This is a genomic window from Sphingopyxis sp. 550B (genome assembly GCF_057401805.1).
The window spans coordinates 3,367,597-3,386,318 of sequence record NZ_CM171610.1 but is presented as its reverse complement, the minus strand read 5'-3'; the positions used below and the strand labels follow the sequence as shown (position 1 = coordinate 3,386,318).

The window sequence follows — 18,722 nt, the reverse complement described above, 5'->3', positions numbered from 1 at the left end:
GATGGGTAGGGGGCTGTCGGCCCGAGCGATCTTCTTCGCGTCTTCGCGTCTTCGCGTGAATCCATTGGACGACCCGCGATGAAAAAGCCCAAACCGCAACCCGGCCTGCCTTCTCGCGAGCAGATCCTCCGCTTCATCGAGGAAAGCGAGGCGGCGGTCGGCAAGCGGGAGATCGCGAAGCATTTCGCGGTGCGCGGCGCCGACAAGATCGCGCTGAAGGCGCTGCTCAAGGACATGACCGACGAAGGGCTCGTCGACATGGCGCCCGGCCGCGCCTTTCACAAGCATGGCGGGCTGCCCCGCGTCACCGTCTTCCGCATCGCGGCGGTGGAGGGTGATGCCGTCTGGGCGGTGCCCGAGCGGTGGGAAGCGAGCGGCCCGCCGCCGCGCGTGCGGGTGATGGAGAAGGGACGGCGCGGCGCGCTCGGCGTCGGCGACCGCATCCTTGCGCGCACCGAGGAGCGCGGCAGCGGCCATGTCGCGCATCCGATGAAAAAGCTCCAGTCGGGCGGCGAGAGCATCATCGGGGTGCTCGTGTCCGACATGGGACCGGGCGGCAAGCCGATGACCTGGCTGCGCCCCGCGGACAAGCGCGCGCGTTTCGATTTCGCGGTCGCCGAGATGGGCGACGCCGCGATCGGCGACCTCGTCCGCGCCGAACTGTCGGGGCGCGGCGCCGCGACGAAGGCGAAGGTGATCGAGCGCATCGGCGATCCGTTCGCGCCGCGCTCGCTGAGCATGATCGCCATCGCCCGGCACGAAATCCCGCATGTGTTCGGGGAGGAGACGCTGGCGGAAGCCGGGCGCGCGGCGAAGCTGCCGCTCACCCCCGACGGCCGCGAGGATCTGCGCGACCTGCCGATCGTCGCGATCGACCCGCGCGACGCGCGCGACTATGACGACGCGGTCTGGGCCGCGCCCGACAGCGACGAAACGAACAAGGGCGGCTGGCGCGCGATCGTCGCGATCGCCGATGTCAGCTATTATGTCCGTCCCGACGGTGCGCTCGACCGCGAAGCGCGGCGGCGCGGCAACAGCGTCTATTTCCCCGACCGCGTCGTGTCGATGCTGCCCGAAGCGCTGTCGGCGGGCGTCTGCTCGCTGAAGGCGGGCGAGGATCGCGCCGCGATGGCGTGCCATCTGACCGTCGACCGGCACGGCAAGGTGACGGCGTGGCGCTTCGCCCGCGCGCTGGTGCGGCTGCGCGCCAACATCGCCTATGAGGATGCGCAGGCGATGATCGATGCCGACAAGATCCTCCCCGGAACGGGGAGGGGGACCGCCGGCGAAGCCGGTGGTGGAGGGGGCAGGCGGCCAGACGCGCCGCCGCTTGATCCCGCTACCCCCCTCCACCATCCTGCGGATGGTCCCCCTCCCCGTTCCGGGGAGGAAATACTGCCCGCTCTGAAAAATCTCTGGGGCTGCTGGGCTCTGCTCGCGAAGGCGCGCGCTGCCCGCGCGCCGCTCGACCTCGATCTGCCCGAGCGGCAGGTGATCCTCGACGAGCAGGGCGGCATCGCGGAGATTCGCGTGCGCGAGCGGCTCGATGCGCACCGGCTGATCGAGGATTATATGATCGCGGCGAACGTCGCGGCGGCCAGGGCGCTCGAAGCGAAGAAATCGCTGGTCATGTACCGCATCCACGAGCCGCCGAGCCGCGAGAAGCTGGTCAGCCTCAAGGATTATCTCGACACCTTCGACCAGAGCTTCGCGCTGGGGCAGGTGATCACCCCCGCGGTGTTCAACCGGCTGATCGACGGCTTCTCGGGCGACGACCGCCTGCCCGAGATCATGGAGGCGATCCTGCGCAGTCAGACGCAGGCCTATTACGGCCCCGCCAACGCCGGCCATTTCGGCCTCGCGCTCGGCAGCTATGCGCATTTCACCTCGCCGATCCGCCGCTATGCCGACCTGATCGTTCACCGCGCGCTCGTCGATGCCTGGCGGCTCGAGACGCCGGGCAAGCCGAAGGACCTGCCCGCGCGCACCGGGCTGGGCGAGGCCGACCGCAAGGGACTGTCGCGGATCGGCGAGGCGATCAGCGCGCTCGAACGCCGCGCGATGGAGGCCGAGCGCGAGACCGTCGACCGCTATGTCGCAGCATGGCTGGCGACGAAGGTCGGGGAGATCGTGCCGGCGCGGATCACCGGAGTGCAGCCCTTCGGCTTCTTCGCGACGGTCGACGGGCTCGGCGGCGACGGGCTGGTGCCGGTGTCGACGCTGGGCAGCGAGCGCTTCTTCTATGACGAAGCGGCGCGGACGCTCGACAGCGAGCATGGCCGGGTGAGCTATGGCGTCGGCCAGCGGCTCGACCTGCGCCTGATGGAGGCGAACCCGATCAGCGGCGCGCTGCGCTTCGAACTGCCCGACGCCGAGGATCGCCCGCCGGCGAAACGCCCGCCGCGCCGCGACGGCAAGGGTCGGCATCCGGTCGGCCGCCGCGGGCGCCCGGCGAACATCCGGCATCAGGGGCGGCGGCGCTGAGGCGCAAGATCGTTACGCCGAAAGGTTGCAAAGCATCGCGGCCGCGCGCACGATCCTGCGCGGAAGACATCGACATCAAGGGGGTTCGCATGGTCCGCTCGTTCCTGTTCATGACCTTGTCGGCGGTCGCGCTGGCCGGCGCGTCACTGACCGGCGCGGCCGAGGCGCCCAGGTCGACACCGACCGCGAGCGACATTCCGGACAGCTTCACGATCCCCAGCGACCACGCCGATTACGACAAGCGCGTCGAGATGATCCCGATGCGCGACGGTACGCGCCTCTATACCGTCATCGTCGTGCCCAAGGGGGCGAAGGACGCCCCGATCGTCCTCACCCGCACCCCCTATAACGCCAAGGGCCGCGCGAACCGCATGGACAGCGCCAGCATGCTGTCGACCCTGCCGCTCGCCGACGAGATGTTCGTGAAGGACGGCTATATCCGCGTCTATCAGGACGTCCGCGGCAAATATGGGTCGGAGGGCGATTATATCGTCAACCGCCCGCCGGTCGGCCCGCTCAATCCGACCAGGGTCGATCACATCACCGACGCGTGGGACACGATCGACTGGCTGGTGAACCGCAGGAACCTGCCCGAATCGAACGGCCGCGTCGGCATGATCGGATCGTCCTACGAAGGCTTCACCGTCGTCATGGCGCTGCTGAACCCGCATCCGGCGCTGAAGGTCGCGGCGCCCGAAAGCCCGATGATCGACGGCTGGATGGGCGACGACTGGTTCCATCACGGCGCCTTCCGCCTCGCCAACATCGCGTGGATCGGCGGCCAGACGGGCTACAAGGCGGAGGGCAAGGTGCCGTCCACCGGCGGCTATGACGACTATGACAATTTCCGTCGCGGCTCGGCGAACGATTGGGCGAAGGCGGTCGGATACGACCAGCTGCCCTTCTGGCAGAAGATGCTGAAGCACGTCGCCTATGACGATTTCTGGCAGCAGCAGGCGCTCGACAAGCTCGTCGCCGCGAACCCGTCGAACGTCCCGACGCTGTGGGAGCAGGGATTGTGGGACCAGGAGGACATGTATGGCGCGATCACGACGTGGGAGGCGCTGAAGGCGAAGGGCCGGATGGGGAATAATTTCCTCGTCATGGGCCCGTGGCGCCACAGCCAGGTCAATCGCGAGGGGCGCTCGCTCGGCCCCTTCCAGTGGGACGGCGACACCGCGGCGCAGTTCCGCGAGGACATGGTGCTGCCCTTCTTCAACCATTATCTGAAGGACGGTCCGCCGGTCGCGATGCCCGCCGCCGCGATCTACAACACCGGCGAGAATCGCTGGGACCGTTTCCGCACCTGGCCGCTTGCCTGCGAAAGCGGATGCCAGGCGCCGCTGACTCCCATCTATGTCGGCCCCGACGGAACGCTCGGCTTCGCGCCGCCGCAGCCGGGCAGCACCAGCTATATCGCCGACCCGGCGAAGCCCGTGCCGCACCTGCCGCGCCCGGTGAACTTTCGCGACGGCCGCTGGGGCGACTGGCTGGTCAGCGACCAGCGCCACGTCGACGGCCGCCCCGACGTGCTGACCTGGCAGACCGACGTGCTGACGGCGCCGGTGCGCGTTTCGGGCGCGCCGCTGGCGAACATCTTCGCGCAGATCACGGGTTCGGACGTCGATTTCATCGTCAAGCTGATCGACGTCTATCCGGCCGAGGTCGCGGCGAAGCCCGAAATGGGCGGCTATCAGCTCGCGATCAGCCAGGACATCTTCCGCGGCCGCTATCGCGACAGCTTCGCGCAGCCGACCGCCATCCCCTCGGGCGTCACCCAGACGTACAAATTCCGCCTGCCGACCGTGAACCATGTGTTCCAGCCCGGGCATCGCATCATGGTGCAGATCCAGTCGAGCCAGTTCCCGCTCTACGACCGCAATCCGCAGACCTTCGTCCCCAACATCTTCCTCGCGCGGCCCGAGGATTACCGGAAGCAGGAGGTGACGATCCTGCAGGGCGGCGACACCGCGAGCGGCGTGCTGCTGCCCGTGGTGCCGGTTGATCAGTCGGCGGCCAAAGTGGCGCGATAGGGGCGATCGGCTCGCGCCCGGAACCCGGTCGGAAGCATTCTCCAGCCGTTCCACGGCGAAAGCCGGGGGCCACGCGGAGCGGCGCCATGCCATCTACGCCCCGGCTTCTTTACATCCGAAAAACGCCAGACTCTGATGATTTTGGATTGACCCGCTTCGTCATTGCGACCCCGGACCTGATCCGGGGGAAGCAATCCAGAGCGGTTACCGCCCACTCTGGATTGCCGCGCGGCTTCGCCGCTCGCAATGACGAGGCCATCTGATGTCATCCGAGTCTAGAGTATCGAGCCTTTAATCTGAATCCCTGTTCCGTTCGTGTCGTGCGAAGTCGAGACACCCATCGACCTTGCTCCACGCCGATGGGTGTCTCGACTTCGCTCGACACGAACGGATTGTGAGGGATGCGGATTTACCGTTCGACGCTCTAGCTCAGCGCGTCGAGCCGCGCGATGTCGATGCCGCCCGGGACCAGCATCACCGGGCAGGGCAGGGTACCCGCATCGTGCCCGGTGAAATGGGTGACGAGCGGGCCCGGCGCGCCGCTGGCGGCGGTTGCGAGCACCAGCGCCGCGACCTCGTCGCTTTCGCCGATCACCTCGCGCACCACCTCGGCGGGCTTGCCCGATTTGATCAGGATCTGCGGCGAGATATTGGCTTCCTGCGCGATCGCGGCGGCGGCGGACGATGCCAGCGCTTCCGCCTGTTCGCGCGCCTCTGCCTCGATCGTCGCCTGCGCGCTGCCGAAGGCGAGGAAATCCTGCGGCGGCACGATGGCCAGCACCATCACCCCGCCGCCCGTCCGCGCCGCGCGCCGCGCCGCAAAGCGCAGCGCCAGCGTCGCTTCGGGGCTATCGTCGATCACCACCAGATAGGTCCGCATACCCCCGACCCCTTATGCCTTTTGCCACTGGAAGAGTGCGGCACATTCGTATGAAACGCAAGTTCCACCCGCTGGACCTTGACCCGGCGAATGCGTATGGCGAGGGGGAAAGCCGTTACGGCAGGCTTCGCCTCCCAAGTGACAGGAACCAGAACAACGATGCCCATCGAACTCAAAATGCCCGCCCTTTCGCCGACGATGGAGGAGGGGACGCTTGCCAAATGGCTGGTCAAGGAGGGCGACACGGTCCAGTCGGGCGACCTGCTCGCCGAGATCGAGACCGACAAGGCGACGATGGAATTCGAAGCGATCGACGAGGGCACGATCGCGCAGATTCTCGTTCCCGAAGGCGCCGACAATGTGAAGGTCGGAACGGTGATCGCGGTGATCGCGGGCGAGGGCGAGGATGCGGGCACGGCGAAGGCCGCGCCGGCGCCGGCACCTGCCGCTGCTGCTTCCGCACCCACCCCTGAACCCGTTCGCGCTGAGCCTGTCGAAGCGCCGTCCTCCTCTTCGGCGACCGCCGCGAAAAAGGACGGTCCTTCCCCCGGACGCGATCCGGGGTCAGGACAAATGGAGAAGGGGGAGAGGATCAAGGCCAGCCCGCTCGCCAGGCGTATCGCCGCTGAAAAGGGCATCGACCTGTCGGCGGTCAATGGCAGCGGCCCCGGCGGCCGCATCGTCAAGGCCGACCTCGAGGGCGCGCCCGCCACCGCCGCCGCTCCGGCGCAAGCCGCCGCGGCGACTCCGGCCCCAGCCGCTGCGCCGCAGCAGGCGGCACCGTTCGAAACCGATATCCCGCATACCGCCGACAAGCTCAGCAACATGCGCAAGACGATCGCGCGCCGCCTGACCGAGGCGAAGCAGACGATCCCGCACATCTACCTGACCGTCGATATCCAGCTCGACCGGCTGCTCAAACTGCGCGGCGAGCTCAACGCGGCGCTGGAACCGCAGGGGATCAAGCTCAGCGTCAACGACCTGCTCATCAAGGCGCTCGCCAAGGCGCTGGTTCAGGTGCCCAAGTGCAACGTCAGCTTCGCCGGCGACCAGCTCATCAGCTACAGCCGCGCCGACATCTCGGTCGCGGTCAGCGTCCCCGCCGGCCTCATCACCCCGATCATCGTCGGCGCCGACGAGAAATCGGTGAGCAAGATCTCGACCGAGATGAAGGAACTCGCGGGCCGCGCCAAGGAGGGCAAGCTCCAGCCCCACGAATATCAGGGCGGCACCGCGAGCATCAGCAACATGGGCATGTTCGGCATCAGCCAGTTCGACGCGGTGATCAACCCGCCGCAGGGCATGATCATGGCGATCGGCGCAGGCGAGAAACGGCCGTGGATCGTCGACGACGCGCTGGCCATCGCCACGGTGATGTCGGCAACCGGCAGCTTCGACCACCGCGCCATCGACGGCGCCGACGGCGCGCAACTGATGCAGGCGTTCAAGCAGATCGTCGAAAACCCGCTCGGACTGGTGGCGTAACATGGCTGACACCAACTACGATCTCATCGTCCTCGGTTCGGGGCCCGGCGGCTATGTCGCGGCGATCCGCGCGGCGCAGCTGGGCCTGAAGACCGCGATCGTCGAGCGCGAGAATCTCGGCGGCATCTGCCTCAACTGGGGCTGCATTCCGACCAAGGCGCTGCTGCGCTCGGCCGAAATCTATCATTATATGCAGCACGCCAAGGATTACGGCCTCGCCGCGGCGAGCATCAGCGCCGATCTCGACGCGGTGGTGAAGCGCAGCCGCGGGGTCGCGAAGCAGCTCAACCAGGGCGTCACGCACCTGATGAAGAAGAACAAGATCACCGTCCATATGGGCGACGGCAAGCTCACCGCGCCCGGGAAACTGGAAGTGAAGGGCGAGAAGGGAACCGAAACCCTGACCGCCAAGCATATCATCGTCGCGACCGGCGCCCGCGCGCGCGATCTGCCCTTCGCGCCCGCCGACGGCAAGCGCATCTGGACCTATCGCCACGCGATGACGCCGGCCGAAATGCCGAAGAAGCTGCTCGTCATCGGGTCGGGCGCGATCGGGATAGAGTTTGCGAGCTTCTACAACGACATGGGCGCCGAAGTGACCGTGGTCGAGATGCTCGACCGCATCGTCCCCGTCGAGGATGCCGACGTGTCGAGCTTCCTCGAAAAATCGCTGAAGAAACAGGGCATGACGATCCTGACCGGTGCCGGGGTCGAGGAGCTGAAGGCGACCGGCAACGGCGTCTCGGCAAAGATCAAGACGAAGGACGGCAAGGTCCAGGCGGGTGATTACAGCCATGCGATCGTCGCGATCGGCATCCTGCCCAATACCGAGGGCGTCGGGCTCGACACGCTCGGCGTGAAGACCACCAAGGGGCATATCGACACCGACCCTTATTGCCGCACCAATGTGAAGGGGCTGTGGGCGATCGGCGACGTCACCGCGCCGCCGTGGCTCGCGCACAAGGCGAGCCACGAAGGCGTGATCGCGGCCGAAGCGATCGCGCAGGAACTGGGCAACAAGGATGTCCACCCGCATCCGATGGACGCGCGCAACATCCCCGGCTGTACCTACTGCCACCCGCAGATTGCGTCGGTCGGCCTGACCGAGGCGAAGGCGAAGGAAGCGGGGCACGAGGTGAAGGTCGGCAACTTCCCCTTCGTCGGCAACGGCAAGGCGATCGCGTTGGGCGAGGTCGAGGGCTTCGTGAAGACGGTCTTCGACGCGAAGACGGGCGAACTGCTCGGCGCGCATATGGTCGGCGCCGAGGTGACCGAGATGATCCAGGGCTATACCGTCGGCAAGACAGCCGAACTGGTCGAGGCGGATTTCATGCACACGGTCTTTCCGCACCCGACGATCAGCGAGACGATGCACGAAGCCGTGCTCGGCGCCTGGGGCCGCGCGCTGCACATCTGAGGTCGCCGATTTCTTAAGCTTTGCGCGCTATGCCGGCCGGTGAAGGGGACGGCCATGCGCACGATCAGGTTCGGGACCGGAAAGCTCGTCATCGGAACGCTGGCGGGGATCGTCCTGCCGGCGATGGGGTTGCCGATGCTGTTCGGCGGCGGTCTGCTCGCCGTTCTCGGCGTCGTCCTGATCGTTGCGGGGCCGCTCGCTTCGGCGTCGAGCATCAAGCGGCTGCTCGGTGATGGCGTGGCGCTCGAATATGACGCCGCCGGGGTGCGCGTCGCGACGAGTTGGTCGTCGGAGCGCCTCCGCTGGTCGCAGGTCCGCAGCATCGGCCGCAGCCAGCTCGTCACCCGCATGTATGGCTTCATTCCGGTGAGCCGGCAGAATTTCATCGACTTCAAGGTCGAAGGCGGCGTGTTCGGAACGCGGACGATCCGCCTTGCCGCATCGGTGCTCGACGTGAAGAAGCGCGATCTCGATTCGCTCGTCGGCGACCTGCAGGCGGCGCATGCCGGGCAGGTCCCCGCGGCCGCAATGGAACCGACAGCGTCCGCGACCGCGAGGCTGGAGCGCGGTCGCGATCCGCTCGAAGGCGCCCCGCGCGGCGACGCGTTCGACGCCGACGCGGCGCTCGCGCGCTATCTCGCCCATCGCCCGGCGCCCCGGCCCGAGGCGCCTGCCGCGACGCCCGGCCTGCGTCCCCGCCCGACGTTCGGCCGCAAGGTCGCCTGACCGCCCGCTTGCGCGGCGCTTCGCGGTCGCTTAGGCGCCGGAGATGACCGCGCGCAGTTCGCTTTTTTGGGCCGCATTGCTGGTCGCCGCCGCGCTGCTGCTCGGCTTCGCGACCGGCGCTCTGACCCCTGTCGATGAACGCCTGTCGAAGGCATTGGCGCTGCGCGAGGGCATAGCGGCGCCCGCACTGATCGCTTTTCTGCAAGGCGTGAGCTGGTTCGGCGGCGGCGTCGCGCGCTGGGCTCTCGTCCTCATCCTGTGCCTTTCGCTCTGGCGCTGGGTGGACAGGCAGGCGGCGCTGCGGCTGTTCGGCGCGGCGCTCGTCGCCAATCTGGCGTCGAGCCTGCTGAAGACTGTCTACGGCCGGCCGCGCCCCGACCTTGTCCCGCACCTCGATCAGGTGTCGAACTGGTCCTATCCCAGCGGTCATGCGACGAGCGTCGCGGCGATCGTGATCGCGCTCGCGCTGCTCGTCCCGCCGCGCTGGCGTCCGGCGGCGGCCGGTTTCGCGGCGCTCGCGATCCTGCTGACCGCGCTGTCGCGGGTGATGCTCGGCGTGCACTGGACGAGCGATGTCGTGGGCGGCACGCTGCTCGGCGCGGGATGCGCGCTCGCGGTTGCGGGGAGCGGGCGCGTCAGCCGCTGAGCAGCACGACGCCGACGACGAGCAGCAGGCAGCCCGCGAGCCGCCAGCGCCCGACCGCCTCGCCCAGGAAGATCATCCCGAACAGCGCGCCGGCCATCATCGACATTTCGCGCGTCGGCGCGACGACATGGACCGGCGCGCCCATCCGCAGCGCCGTCAGCACGAGGATATAGGAAGCGGGCGACAGCAGCCCGACCGCGATCGCGAGGCGCCAATGCCCGCGCATCCGCGCCATGTTCCCCCGCGGGTCGCGCAGGATCACCGGCAGCAGGAAGAAGAAGCGCAGCGTGTTCGACAGCCAGTCGAGCACGACGGGAAGCACGCCGAGCCGCTTCACCGCCCAGCCGTCGACGACCGTATAGGCGGCGATCAGCGCGCCGGTGCCGAGCCCCCAGCGCACGCCGCGGTGCGCCTCCGCGCTGCGGAAGGCGGCGAAGTGGCCCTGCGTCGCGATCAGTCCTATGCCGGCGACGACGAGCAGCAGCCCCGCCAGCCCCGGCGCGCTGATCGCTTCGCCGAGCAGCACGACGGCGCCGACCGACGCGAGCATCGGCCCGGTGCCGCGCGCGATCGGATAGACGACCGACAGATCGGCGACCTGATAGCCGCGCTGGAGGCACAGGCTGTAGGCGAGATGGATAAGCGCCGACAGCAGGATGACGCCCGCGACGGGCAGGCTCCACGCCATGCCGTCGCTCAGCAAGATCCACGCGACCCACGGCGCATAGGCGATACCCGCGACCAGATTATAGGCGAAGACGAACGCGACGCCGGCGTGCGCCGCGCGCTTCGCGAGCAGGTTCCACGTCGCATGGATCAGGGCGGCGAGAACGACGAGGCCGAGCGAGAGAAAGGTCATGGGAAGCCCGGACCTTCCTATCCGATTGCCAGCGCCGATCAATCACCCTCGACAGTCGCGCCGAACGGACTAACGTCGCGTGCATGGCACATGGCACCCACGACTTCGCCCCCGACCCGCGCAACGATGCGATCCTGATCAACGTCAACGGCGCGCTCGTCCCGCGCGCCGAGGCGAGCGTGTCGGTGTTCGACAGCGGTTTCATGCTCGGCGACGGCGTGTGGGAAGGGATTCGCGTCCACAAGGGGCGCATGGCCTTCCTCGACCAGCATCTCGACCGCTTGTGGGAAGGCGCGAAGGCGATCGCGATGGATATCGGCCTGTCGCGCGCGGAACTGGAGCGACGGCTCTACGACACGATCGACGCCAACGGCATGGACGGCTGCCACATCCGGCTGATGGTGACGCGCGGCATCCGCTCGACACCCTATCAGGACCCGCGCGTCGTCATCTCGCCCGCGACGATCGTCATCATCGCCGAGCACAAGGACCCGCTGCCCGCGACGGTGGAAACGGGGCTTTCGCTCTTCACAGTCCACGTCCGCCGCGGCGACCCCGCGGTGCAGGACCCCAAGCTCAATTCGCATTCGAAGCTCAACTGCATCACCGCCTGCATCCAGGCGGCGCAGGCGGGCGCCGACGAGGCGCTGATGCTCGACCCGCACGGCTTCGTCGCGACGTGCAATTCGACCCATTTCTTCATCGTCCGCAAGGGCGAGGTGTGGACGTCGAGCGGCGACTATTGCCTCGGCGGCATCACGCGCGGCAACGTTATCCGCATCTGCCGCGAAAACGGCATCCCGGTGTTCGAGAAGAATTTCTCGCTCACCGACGTCTATGGCGCCGACGAGGCGTTCGTCACCGGCACCTTCGCCGGCGTCGTCCCGGCGCACACGATCGACGGCCGCCGGCTGACCGAGGGCAGGGGCCCGATGGTCGAGCGGCTGCAGGGGCTCTACAAGCAGTTGATCGAGCGCGACATCGCGGAGCGGGGGCGGCCGTGACGACCGTCCGCATCGCCATGTGGTCGGGGCCGCGCAACCTGTCGACCGCGATGATGCGCAGCTTCGGCAGCCGCGCCGACACCTTCGTCACCGACGAGCCCTTCTATGGTGCCTATCTGAAGGCGACGGGCGATCCGCAGCCGATGGCCGACGCGGTGATCGCCGACATGGATTGCGACTGGACCGGCGTCGCGCGCAGCATGACCGGGCCGTGCCCCGCCGGGAAGGCCGTCTGGTACCAGAAGCATATGGCGCATCACATGGTCGGCCCGGTCGCGCACCACGACCTGCCGGGGCTGCGCCATGCCTTCCTGATCCGCGACCCGGCGCGCGTCGTCGCGAGCTATGCCGCAAAGCGCGAGGCGGTGCGGCCTGAGCATCTCGGCACCGCGAAGCAGGTCGAATATTTCGACCGCGAGGCCGACCGGCTCGGCCACGCGCCGCCGGTTGTCGACAGCGCTGACATCCTGCGCGACCCCGCCAATATGCTCGCCCGGCTGTGCGAAGCGCTCGGCATCGCCTGGGACCCGGCGATGCTGCATTGGCGGGCGGGGCTGCGCGACACCGACGGCATCTGGGCGTCGCACTGGTACGACGCGGTCGCGGCGAGCACCGGCTTCGGCGCGCCCGACAAGCCGATGCCCGATCTCGACCCCGCGGCGCGCGCGGTCGCCGATGCGTGCCGCGCCGATTATGATTATCTGGCGCGCCACAAGATTTCGATCTGAGACCTTTTCCGCTGTCCTGCCGCGCCGCTTTTTGCCATCAGGGTCGCGGGCACCAACAACGGGGGCGGATATGCAATCCAGTGTGAAGTTCGGCGGTTTCCTGCGCGCAATCGCCTTGGGCGCGGGCGCATTCTTCGCCGCGAACGCGGCGCAGGCCGATGGCGGGCAGACGGTGATCACCGCCTCGCGCTATGTCGACGTGCTGACCGGCAAGACGGTCGAGCATCCGGCGATCTTCGTCGGGGCCGACGGCCGCATCGCGAACATTGCCGACGCGCGCACCGTGCGCTGGGGCAGCGACGTGAAGCAGATCGACCTCGGCGACCGCACGCTGCTGCCCGGGCTGATCGACATGCACGTCCACCTGACCTCGCTGGCGGAAGTCGGCGGCTATCAGGGACTGCGCTACACCGACAGCTTCTGGACCGTCGTCGGCGTCGCCAATGCAAAGAAGATACTCGACGCCGGCTTCACCACCGTCCGCAACCTCGGCTCGGCCGATTTCGGCGACGTCGGGCTCAAGCAGGCGATCGAGGGCGGTCATATCGCCGGGCCGCGGATCATCCCCGCGGGCTGGGCGCTGGGCGCGACCGGCGGACATTGCGACAGCGGCGGGCTGCCGCCGTCGATGGACCGCAAGCAGCCGTCGATCGTCGACAGTCCCGAGGAAGCGCGCGCCAAGGTGCGCTGGCTGCACAAATATGGCGCCCGCGCGATCAAGATCTGCGCGACCGGCGGCGTCTTTTCGCTCGGCGACAGCGTCGGCGCGCAGCAACTCACCTTCGACGAGATGAAGGCGATCGCCGACGAGGCGCATATGCTGGGGCTGAAGGTCGCGGCGCACGCGCATGGCGACGACGGGATCAAGACCGCGATCCGCGCCGGAATCGACACGATCGAACATTGCAGCCTGGCGAGCGACGAGGCGATCCGACTCGCGGTCGAGCACAAGACCTGGTTCGACATGGATATCTACAACGACGATTATATCCTCGCGACCGGCACCGCCAACGGCACCGAGCAGGAAAGCCTCGACAAGGAAAAGGCGATCGGCCTCGCGCAGCGCCAGACCTTCCAGCGCGCGGTCAAGGCGGGGGTGCGGATGATCTTCGGCACCGACGCCGGCGTCTACCCCCACGGCGACAATGGCAAGCAGTTCGCGAAAATGGTCGAATGGGGCATGACCCCGCTGCAGGCGATCCGCGCCGCGACCGTCAACGGCGCCGAGGCGCTGGGAATGACCGGCGACGTCGGCGCGATTGCGGTCGGCCGCTATGCCGACATCATCGCGGTCGACGGCGACCCGCTGGCCGACGTGACGCGGCTGGAGCATGTCGCGGCGGTGGTGAAGGGCGGGGCGCTGGTAAAGAGCGAATAGACGTCGCCCGGCGAAAACAGGGAAACGTCATCCCCGCGAAAGCTAGAATCCGATGACTTTGGATTGACCCACTTCGTCATTGCGACCCCGGACCTGATCGGCAATTATCCCCTTCCGACAGGTGAGCGTTCCCCGGCGAAAGCCGGGGTCCAGCTACGTGCGCCTGCCTCGCATGGACCCCGGCTTTCGCCGGGGATCACCAGCGTCCCTGTCTCAAGGGTATAAACGCCGACCTGATCCGGAGGAAGCAATCCAGGGCGGTTTGCGCACGCTCTGGATTGCCGCGCGGCTTCGCCGCTCGCAATGACGATTCCATTCGATGTCATCACGGCCTAGGACGGATCGACATTCAGAGGATGGCGAGCCGGAGTCGAAGACGACCACAGGTCAAAATGGTGGATTTGCGAGACCCGGAGCGCAGCGTGCTGATGGCACGTGAGCACCGGAAACTCGCAAAGCCGCTATTTGCAGGCCGCCAGAGCTGAATGTCGATCCGTCCTAAGGTCTGTGGGGATTCAGAGTCTATCGCCGCGATATTGTATAAAGCCGTGTTCCCCCGCGAAGGCGGGGGTCCATCTTCGGCCGGTTCCATCTCGAAACCACCGCAGATGGGTCCCCGCCTTCGCGGGGACACACGATAAAGGACAGTCGCAAGATGAATCCCCACACGCCTTAGGACGGATCGCCATTACAGACCGCCAGCGGCTCCAGCTTTCGCCGCGTCGAAACGGTCGCCGGTCCGGGAAACCGCCGTTCAGACGACCAGCTTGTCGACCATCGCCTCGCGCATTTCGGGAGTGACGTTCAGCACCGCCTCGGCATAGCCCGCGATGTCGCCATGATCGCGCCGCACCGTGGCCAGCGCGGCGTCGAGGTAGGCGGGGTTGACCGACATCAGCGCGCGAACCGCGTCGTCCTTGATCTCGCCCCCATAGCGCTGGCGGATATGCGCGGCACCCTGGGCGATCCGCTCCTCGATCTTGCCCGCCGTGTTGGTGAGCAGATAGTCGTGCATCAGGTCGTCCTCGTGCACGCCGAGCAGGCGGTGGACGATCGCGACCGCAAAGCCGGTGCGGTCCTTGCCAGCGACGCAATGGACGAGGCTCGGCGCATCATATTCGGCGAGCGCCGACAGATAGAGGCGCAGCGTCGCGACGAGCGCGGGGCGATAGGGCATGGCGGCATAGGTGTCGATCATCCGCGCCCGCGCCGTCTCGACGTCGATCGCGCCGCCCGCCGCCTGAAGGTGCGGGGCGAGGCCCGCGGTGATGCCGCCCGCGAACAGCACGCGCGCCGCGAACCGATCCGATCGGCGGCACGGATGCAGTTCGCGCTCGTCGTCGCCGCGCAGGTCGACGACCGTTTCGAGGCCCAGCGCGTCGAGCGCGGCGAGGTCGTCGTCGGTCGCCGCCTCGTGCTGCGCCGACCGCCACAGCACGCCGCTGCGCAGCTGCCCGCCGCCCTCGACGCCATAGCCGCCGTAATCGCGGAAATTGTGGACGCCCGAAAGCGGCAGGACGCGGTCGGCGGCCATGGTCAGTCTCCCGTGAACACCGGCGCGCGCTTTTCGACGAAGGCGTTGATCGCTTCGCGGTTGTCGGCGGTTTCGTGGACGATCGCCTGATAAGCGGCGCTGAGTTCGAGGATGTCGCTCATCCGGCTGTGCTGCGCCTCGCGCATCAGCCGCTTGGTCAGCCGCAGCGCGCGCGGCGGGTTGCAGACGATGCGCTCGGCGATCGCGACGGCGCGGTCGAGCAGGTCGGCATCGGGCACGACCTCGGTGACGAGGCCATAGTCCTTCGCCGTCGCCGCGTCGAAACGGTCGCCGGTCAGGAACAGCTCGGCGGCGCGCGGATAGCCGAGCACGCGCTGGAGCAGCCAGGCGCCGCCGTCGCCGGGGACGATCCCGACCTTGATGAAGCTGCACGCGAATTTGGCGCTCTCGGCCGCGATGCGGATATCGCAGGTGCAGGCAAGATCGCAGCCGAGCCCGATGGCGTGGCCGTTCACCGCCGCGATCATCGGCACCTCGCAGTCCATCAGCGCGCGGATCACCGCCTGCACGCCGCGGCGATAGTTGGCGCGGGTCGAATCGGGCTGGTCGAGCACCCCGATCCCCTGCCGTTCCTGCATGCTCTTCAGGTTGCCGCCGGCGCTGAACGCCTTGCCGCTGCCGGTCAGGATGATCGCGCTGACGCCGCGATCCTCGCCCAGCGCGCGCAGCGTGTCGATGATGTCGTCGCAATCCGCATGCGTTCCGATCGCGTTCATGCTTTCGGGCTTGCTCATCGTCAGGATGGCAATCTTGCCCCGCCGTTCGACACTCAGAAATTCACCCACGCCCTTATCTCCTCTAGAATCCCGACTCTGGAGCATCGAGACATCAAATTGTACCCGTTCGTGCTGAGCTTGTCGAAGCACCGTCCTTTCTCTGACTCCGTAAGAGAAAGGACGGTGCTTCGACAAGCTCGGAGCCTGCCCCCGCGAAAGCGGGGGGCAAATGGTTCAGGTTTAACCCGCGGTGCTCTAGCGAACCGCGCCGCCCTCGCGCAGCGCTTTGATCCGGTCGGCGTCATAGCCGAGCCCGGCCAGCAGCGCATCGCCGTCGCCGCCGACCTGCGGCGCCGCCCGCGGCATGTCGTTCACCGTCGCCGAATAGCGCGGCGCCGGGGCGGGCTGGGTCGCGCCGCCGATGGTGACGAAGGTTTCGCGCTCGACATTGTGCGGATGCTTCGGCGCCTCGTCGAGCGAGAGCACGGGCGCGAAGCAGACGTCGGTCATCTCCATCAGCGCGCACCATTCATCGCGGGTCTTCGTCGCGAACAGCGCGGTCAGCCTGTCCTTGAGCGGGCCCCATTGCGCGGGGTCCATCTGCGCGTCGAAGGCGGGGTCCTTGTCGAGCCCCGTCTTCTCGCGCAGCAGCGCATAGAATTGCGGCTCGATCGATCCGATCGAGATGAACTTGCCGTCGGCGCAGCGATAGGTGTCATAGAAATGGGCGCCGCTGTCGAGCATGTTGACCCCCGCCTCGTCGTGCAGCCGGCCCATGGCGCGGAAGCCCCAGGTCATGCCCGCGAGCAGCGCCGACCCGTCGGTCATCGCGCAGTCGATGACCTGGCCTTCGCCGGTCTTCGCCGCGTGGAGCAGCGCGCTGGCCATGCCGAAGGCGAGCATCATGCCGCCGCCGCCGAAATCGCCGACATAGTTGACGGGCGGCGTCGGCTTCTCGCCGGCGCGGCCGACCGTGTGCAGCACGCCCGACAGCGCGATATAGTTGATGTCGTGCCCCGCCGACTGGGCATAGGGACCGAACTGGCCCCAGCCGGTCATGCGGCCATAGACGAGCTTCGGATTGTCGGCGAGCAGCACCTCGGGCCCGAGCCCCAGCCGCTCCATCACGCCGGGGCGATAGCCCTCGATGATGCCGTCGGCGCTTTTGCACAGGTCGCGCGCGATCTCGACCGCCTGCGGGTTCTTCATGTCGAGCGCGATCGAGGTGCGCCCGCGCGACAGCGGATCGCGGGGGTCCATGAACCCGCCCGGACGGTCGATGCGGATCACCTCGGCGCCATGGTCCGCGAGCATCATGCCGCAGAAGGGGCCGGGGCCGATGCCGGCGAACTCGATGATCCTGACGCCCCTGAGCGGTCCGGTCATGTCGTGTCTCCTGTCCGTTCGTCGCCACCCGCGAGCGGAGCGAAGCGCTCGCGGGTGGCGATAATCGCCTCAGATGCGTTCGATGATGATCGCCGGCGCCATGCCGCCCGCGGCGCACATGGTGACGAGGCCGTAGCGGCCGCCCGAACGCTCGAGCTCGTCGAGCGCGGTGCCGATCAGCATCGAGCCGGTAGCGCCGATCGGGTGGCCGAGCGCCATCGCGCCGCCGTTGATGTTCACCTTCCCGCGATCGAGGTCGAGGTCGCGGATGAACTTCTCGGCGACCACCGCGAAAGCCTCGTTGATTTCCCAGACGTCGATGTCCTCCTTCTTGAGGCCCGCCTTTTCGAGAACCTTCTTCGCCGCCGGGACCGGGGCGTTGAGCATCAGCGTCGGATCGTCGCCGATATTGGCATAGGCGAGGATGCGGCCGCGCGGCTTCAGCCCATGCTTGTCGGCATAATCCTTCGAGGTCAGCAGGACCGCCGCCGCGCCGTCGACGACGCCCGAGCTGTTGCCGGCATGGTGGAAATGCTGAATCTCCAGGTCGGGATAGCGGCGGTTGATCTGCTTGCGGAAGGTGGTGCCGTCACCAAGGTCGAAATCGGCGAGGGCGGTAAAGCTGGGCTTCAGCGCCGCCAGCCCTTCGGCGGTGGTTTCGGGGCGCGGAAATTCCTCGCGGTCGAGCGCGACGCTGCCGTCGGGATTGTGGACGGGGACGACCGACTTGGCGAAGCGGCCTTCCTTGATCGCCTTGTCGGCGCGCTGCTGGCTGACGAGGGCGAGGGCGTCGAGCGCCTCGCGGCTGATCCCCTCCATCGTCGCGATCGCGTCGCCGCACACGCCCTGGTGCGATTGCGGATGCAGCACGTCGAGTTCGGGGTTGCCCGATCCCATCATGCGCTGCGGCAGGCCGGCGTTGGCGCGCTCGGCGGACAGCTGCTGCTGATAGCTCATCATCTCGGTGCCGCCGGCGATGACGCAATCCTCCATGCCGCTCATCACGCTGGCGGCCGCGAAGTTCACCGAGCTGATGCCGCCGCCGCAGAAGCGGTCGAGCGTCGTGCCGCTGGCCTTGATGTCGTAACCCGCCGCCAGCGCCGCCATGCGGCCGAGGTCGCCGCCCTGCTTGCCTTCCTGCGTCGAGGTCGACCAGACGATGTCGTCGACGGTCGCGGTGTCGAGATTGTTGCGGTCGCGGATCGCGGCGAGCACCGTCGCGGCCAGATGCTGCGGGTGCAGGTGCGACAGCGCGCCCTTGCCGGGCTTGCCGATCCCGCGCGGGGTGCGGACGGCGTCGATGATATAGGCTTCGGACATGATGGGTTCCTTTACAAAGAGAAGTTCATTTTAATTCATCCTCCACTCCCGTTCGTGTCGAGCGAAGTCGAGACACATATCGGGGCAGCGCCGTGCCGATGGGTG

Annotated in this window: 15 protein-coding genes; 9 read left to right on the top strand and 6 right to left on the bottom strand. The window is 67.7% G+C overall.

What is annotated here, in order from left to right; all coding sequences use genetic code 11:
* Positions 1-78 precede the first annotated feature (78 nt).
* Together AC2S9W_RS15735 and AC2S9W_RS15730 are read left to right on the top strand one after the other, a co-directional pair.
* Positions 79-2,484: a ribonuclease R family protein gene (locus tag AC2S9W_RS15735; protein ID WP_104959706.1), complete on the top strand. Its 2,406-nt coding sequence runs from the start codon at positions 79-81 to the stop codon at positions 2,482-2,484.
* An 89-nt stretch (positions 2,485-2,573) separates the two neighbouring features.
* Positions 2,574-4,517 (top strand): CocE/NonD family hydrolase, encoded by a 1,944-nt coding sequence (locus tag AC2S9W_RS15730; RefSeq protein ID WP_076075070.1) that lies wholly within the window; start codon positions 2,574-2,576, stop codon positions 4,515-4,517.
* A 424-nt stretch (positions 4,518-4,941) separates the two neighbouring features.
* Here the strand turns inward: AC2S9W_RS15730 and AC2S9W_RS15725 are convergent, their stop codons facing one another.
* Complete coding sequence (locus AC2S9W_RS15725) at positions 4,942-5,397, bottom strand: universal stress protein (protein ID WP_067113297.1); 456 nt, start codon at positions 5,395-5,397, stop codon at positions 4,942-4,944.
* A gap of 159 nt (positions 5,398-5,556) precedes the next feature.
* Here AC2S9W_RS15725 and AC2S9W_RS15720 point away from each other — a divergent pair, with 159 nt between their 5' ends.
* Genes AC2S9W_RS15720 through AC2S9W_RS15705 form a run of 4 tightly spaced genes read left to right on the top strand, consistent with a single transcriptional unit; the run spans position 5,557 to position 9,671 of the window.
* Entirely contained in the window at positions 5,557-6,882 is a 1,326-nt protein-coding gene (locus AC2S9W_RS15720) for a pyruvate dehydrogenase complex dihydrolipoamide acetyltransferase (RefSeq protein ID WP_104959705.1), read from the top strand.
* A gap of 1 nt (position 6,883) precedes the next feature.
* Entirely contained in the window at positions 6,884-8,299 is a 1,416-nt protein-coding gene (gene lpdA / locus AC2S9W_RS15715) for a dihydrolipoyl dehydrogenase (protein WP_286750281.1), read from the top strand.
* 54 nt (positions 8,300-8,353) lie between these two features.
* Complete coding sequence (locus tag AC2S9W_RS15710; RefSeq protein ID WP_104959704.1) at positions 8,354-9,025, top strand: hypothetical protein; 672 nt, start codon at positions 8,354-8,356, stop codon at positions 9,023-9,025.
* Between the two features lie 43 nt (positions 9,026-9,068).
* Positions 9,069-9,671: a phosphatase PAP2 family protein gene (locus AC2S9W_RS15705; RefSeq protein ID WP_104959703.1), complete on the top strand. Its 603-nt coding sequence runs from the start codon at positions 9,069-9,071 to the stop codon at positions 9,669-9,671.
* Here the strand turns inward: AC2S9W_RS15705 and AC2S9W_RS15700 are convergent.
* Complete coding sequence (locus AC2S9W_RS15700; protein ID WP_104959702.1) at positions 9,661-10,530, bottom strand: DMT family transporter; 870 nt, start codon at positions 10,528-10,530, stop codon at positions 9,661-9,663. The genes AC2S9W_RS15705 and AC2S9W_RS15700 overlap by 11 nt on opposite strands.
* Positions 10,531-10,613: 83 nt before the next feature.
* Between AC2S9W_RS15700 and AC2S9W_RS15695 the strand changes: the two genes are divergently transcribed.
* The 3 genes from AC2S9W_RS15695 to AC2S9W_RS15685 all read left to right on the top strand — a co-directional run bounded on the left by AC2S9W_RS15695 (position 10,614) and on the right by AC2S9W_RS15685 (position 13,640).
* Positions 10,614-11,534 (top strand): aminotransferase class IV, encoded by a 921-nt coding sequence (locus AC2S9W_RS15695; protein ID WP_076075081.1) that lies wholly within the window; start codon positions 10,614-10,616, stop codon positions 11,532-11,534.
* Positions 11,531-12,262: a sulfotransferase gene (locus AC2S9W_RS15690; protein WP_234002649.1), complete on the top strand. Its 732-nt coding sequence runs from the start codon at positions 11,531-11,533 to the stop codon at positions 12,260-12,262. The genes AC2S9W_RS15695 and AC2S9W_RS15690 overlap by 4 nt, the downstream gene beginning before the upstream one ends.
* Positions 12,263-12,332: 70 nt before the next feature.
* A complete protein-coding gene (locus tag AC2S9W_RS15685; RefSeq protein WP_083675071.1) occupies positions 12,333-13,640 on the top strand; it encodes a Xaa-Pro dipeptidase in 1,308 nt (435 codons plus the stop codon).
* A gap of 754 nt (positions 13,641-14,394) precedes the next feature.
* Here AC2S9W_RS15685 and AC2S9W_RS15680 read toward each other — a convergent pair.
* The 4 genes from AC2S9W_RS15680 to AC2S9W_RS15665 all read right to left on the bottom strand — a co-directional run bounded on the left by AC2S9W_RS15680 (position 14,395) and on the right by AC2S9W_RS15665 (position 18,617).
* Positions 14,395-15,174 (bottom strand): tyrosine-protein phosphatase, encoded by a 780-nt coding sequence (locus AC2S9W_RS15680; protein WP_067113146.1) that lies wholly within the window; start codon positions 15,172-15,174, stop codon positions 14,395-14,397.
* Positions 15,175-15,176: 2 nt separating this feature from the next.
* On the bottom strand, positions 15,177-15,980 hold the full coding sequence (locus AC2S9W_RS15675; RefSeq protein WP_067113149.1) for a crotonase/enoyl-CoA hydratase family protein: 804 nt from the start codon (positions 15,978-15,980) through the stop codon (positions 15,177-15,179).
* Positions 15,981-16,166: 186 nt separating this feature from the next.
* On the bottom strand, positions 16,167-17,297 hold the full coding sequence (locus AC2S9W_RS15670) for a CaiB/BaiF CoA transferase family protein (RefSeq protein ID WP_076075087.1): 1,131 nt from the start codon (positions 17,295-17,297) through the stop codon (positions 16,167-16,169).
* 69 nt (positions 17,298-17,366) lie between these two features.
* Positions 17,367-18,617 carry an acetyl-CoA C-acetyltransferase gene (locus AC2S9W_RS15665; RefSeq protein WP_486571241.1) on the bottom strand — a complete coding sequence of 417 codons (1,251 nt, stop codon included), beginning with the start codon at positions 18,615-18,617 and terminating at the stop codon, positions 17,367-17,369.
* Positions 18,618-18,722: the final 105 nt, after the last annotated feature.

Bases quoted from the DNA above. Each gene is read 5' to 3' on its own strand.
- AC2S9W_RS15700 (WP_104959702.1), bottom strand. From the start codon at position 10,530: ATGACCTTTCTCTCGCTCGGCCTCGTCGTTCTCGCCGCCCTGATCCAT.
- AC2S9W_RS15720 (WP_104959705.1), top strand. From the start codon at position 5,557: ATGCCCATCGAACTCAAAATGCCCGCCCTTTCGCCGACGATGGAGGAG.
- AC2S9W_RS15730 (WP_076075070.1), top strand. From the start codon at position 2,574: ATGGTCCGCTCGTTCCTGTTCATGACCTTGTCGGCGGTCGCGCTGGCC.
- lpdA (WP_286750281.1), top strand. From the start codon at position 6,884: ATGGCTGACACCAACTACGATCTCATCGTCCTCGGTTCGGGGCCCGGC.
- AC2S9W_RS15710 (WP_104959704.1), top strand. From the start codon at position 8,354: ATGCGCACGATCAGGTTCGGGACCGGAAAGCTCGTCATCGGAACGCTG.
- AC2S9W_RS15685 (WP_083675071.1), top strand. From the start codon at position 12,333: ATGCAATCCAGTGTGAAGTTCGGCGGTTTCCTGCGCGCAATCGCCTTG.
- AC2S9W_RS15680 (WP_067113146.1), bottom strand. From the start codon at position 15,174: ATGGCCGCCGACCGCGTCCTGCCGCTTTCGGGCGTCCACAATTTCCGC.
- AC2S9W_RS15735 (WP_104959706.1), top strand. From the start codon at position 79: ATGAAAAAGCCCAAACCGCAACCCGGCCTGCCTTCTCGCGAGCAGATC.
- AC2S9W_RS15695 (WP_076075081.1), top strand. From the start codon at position 10,614: ATGGCACATGGCACCCACGACTTCGCCCCCGACCCGCGCAACGATGCG.
- AC2S9W_RS15725 (WP_067113297.1), bottom strand. From the start codon at position 5,397: ATGCGGACCTATCTGGTGGTGATCGACGATAGCCCCGAAGCGACGCTG.
- AC2S9W_RS15665 (WP_486571241.1), bottom strand. From the start codon at position 18,617: ATGTCCGAAGCCTATATCATCGACGCCGTCCGCACCCCGCGCGGGATC.
- AC2S9W_RS15705 (WP_104959703.1), top strand. From the start codon at position 9,069: ATGACCGCGCGCAGTTCGCTTTTTTGGGCCGCATTGCTGGTCGCCGCC.
- AC2S9W_RS15670 (WP_076075087.1), bottom strand. From the start codon at position 17,297: ATGACCGGACCGCTCAGGGGCGTCAGGATCATCGAGTTCGCCGGCATC.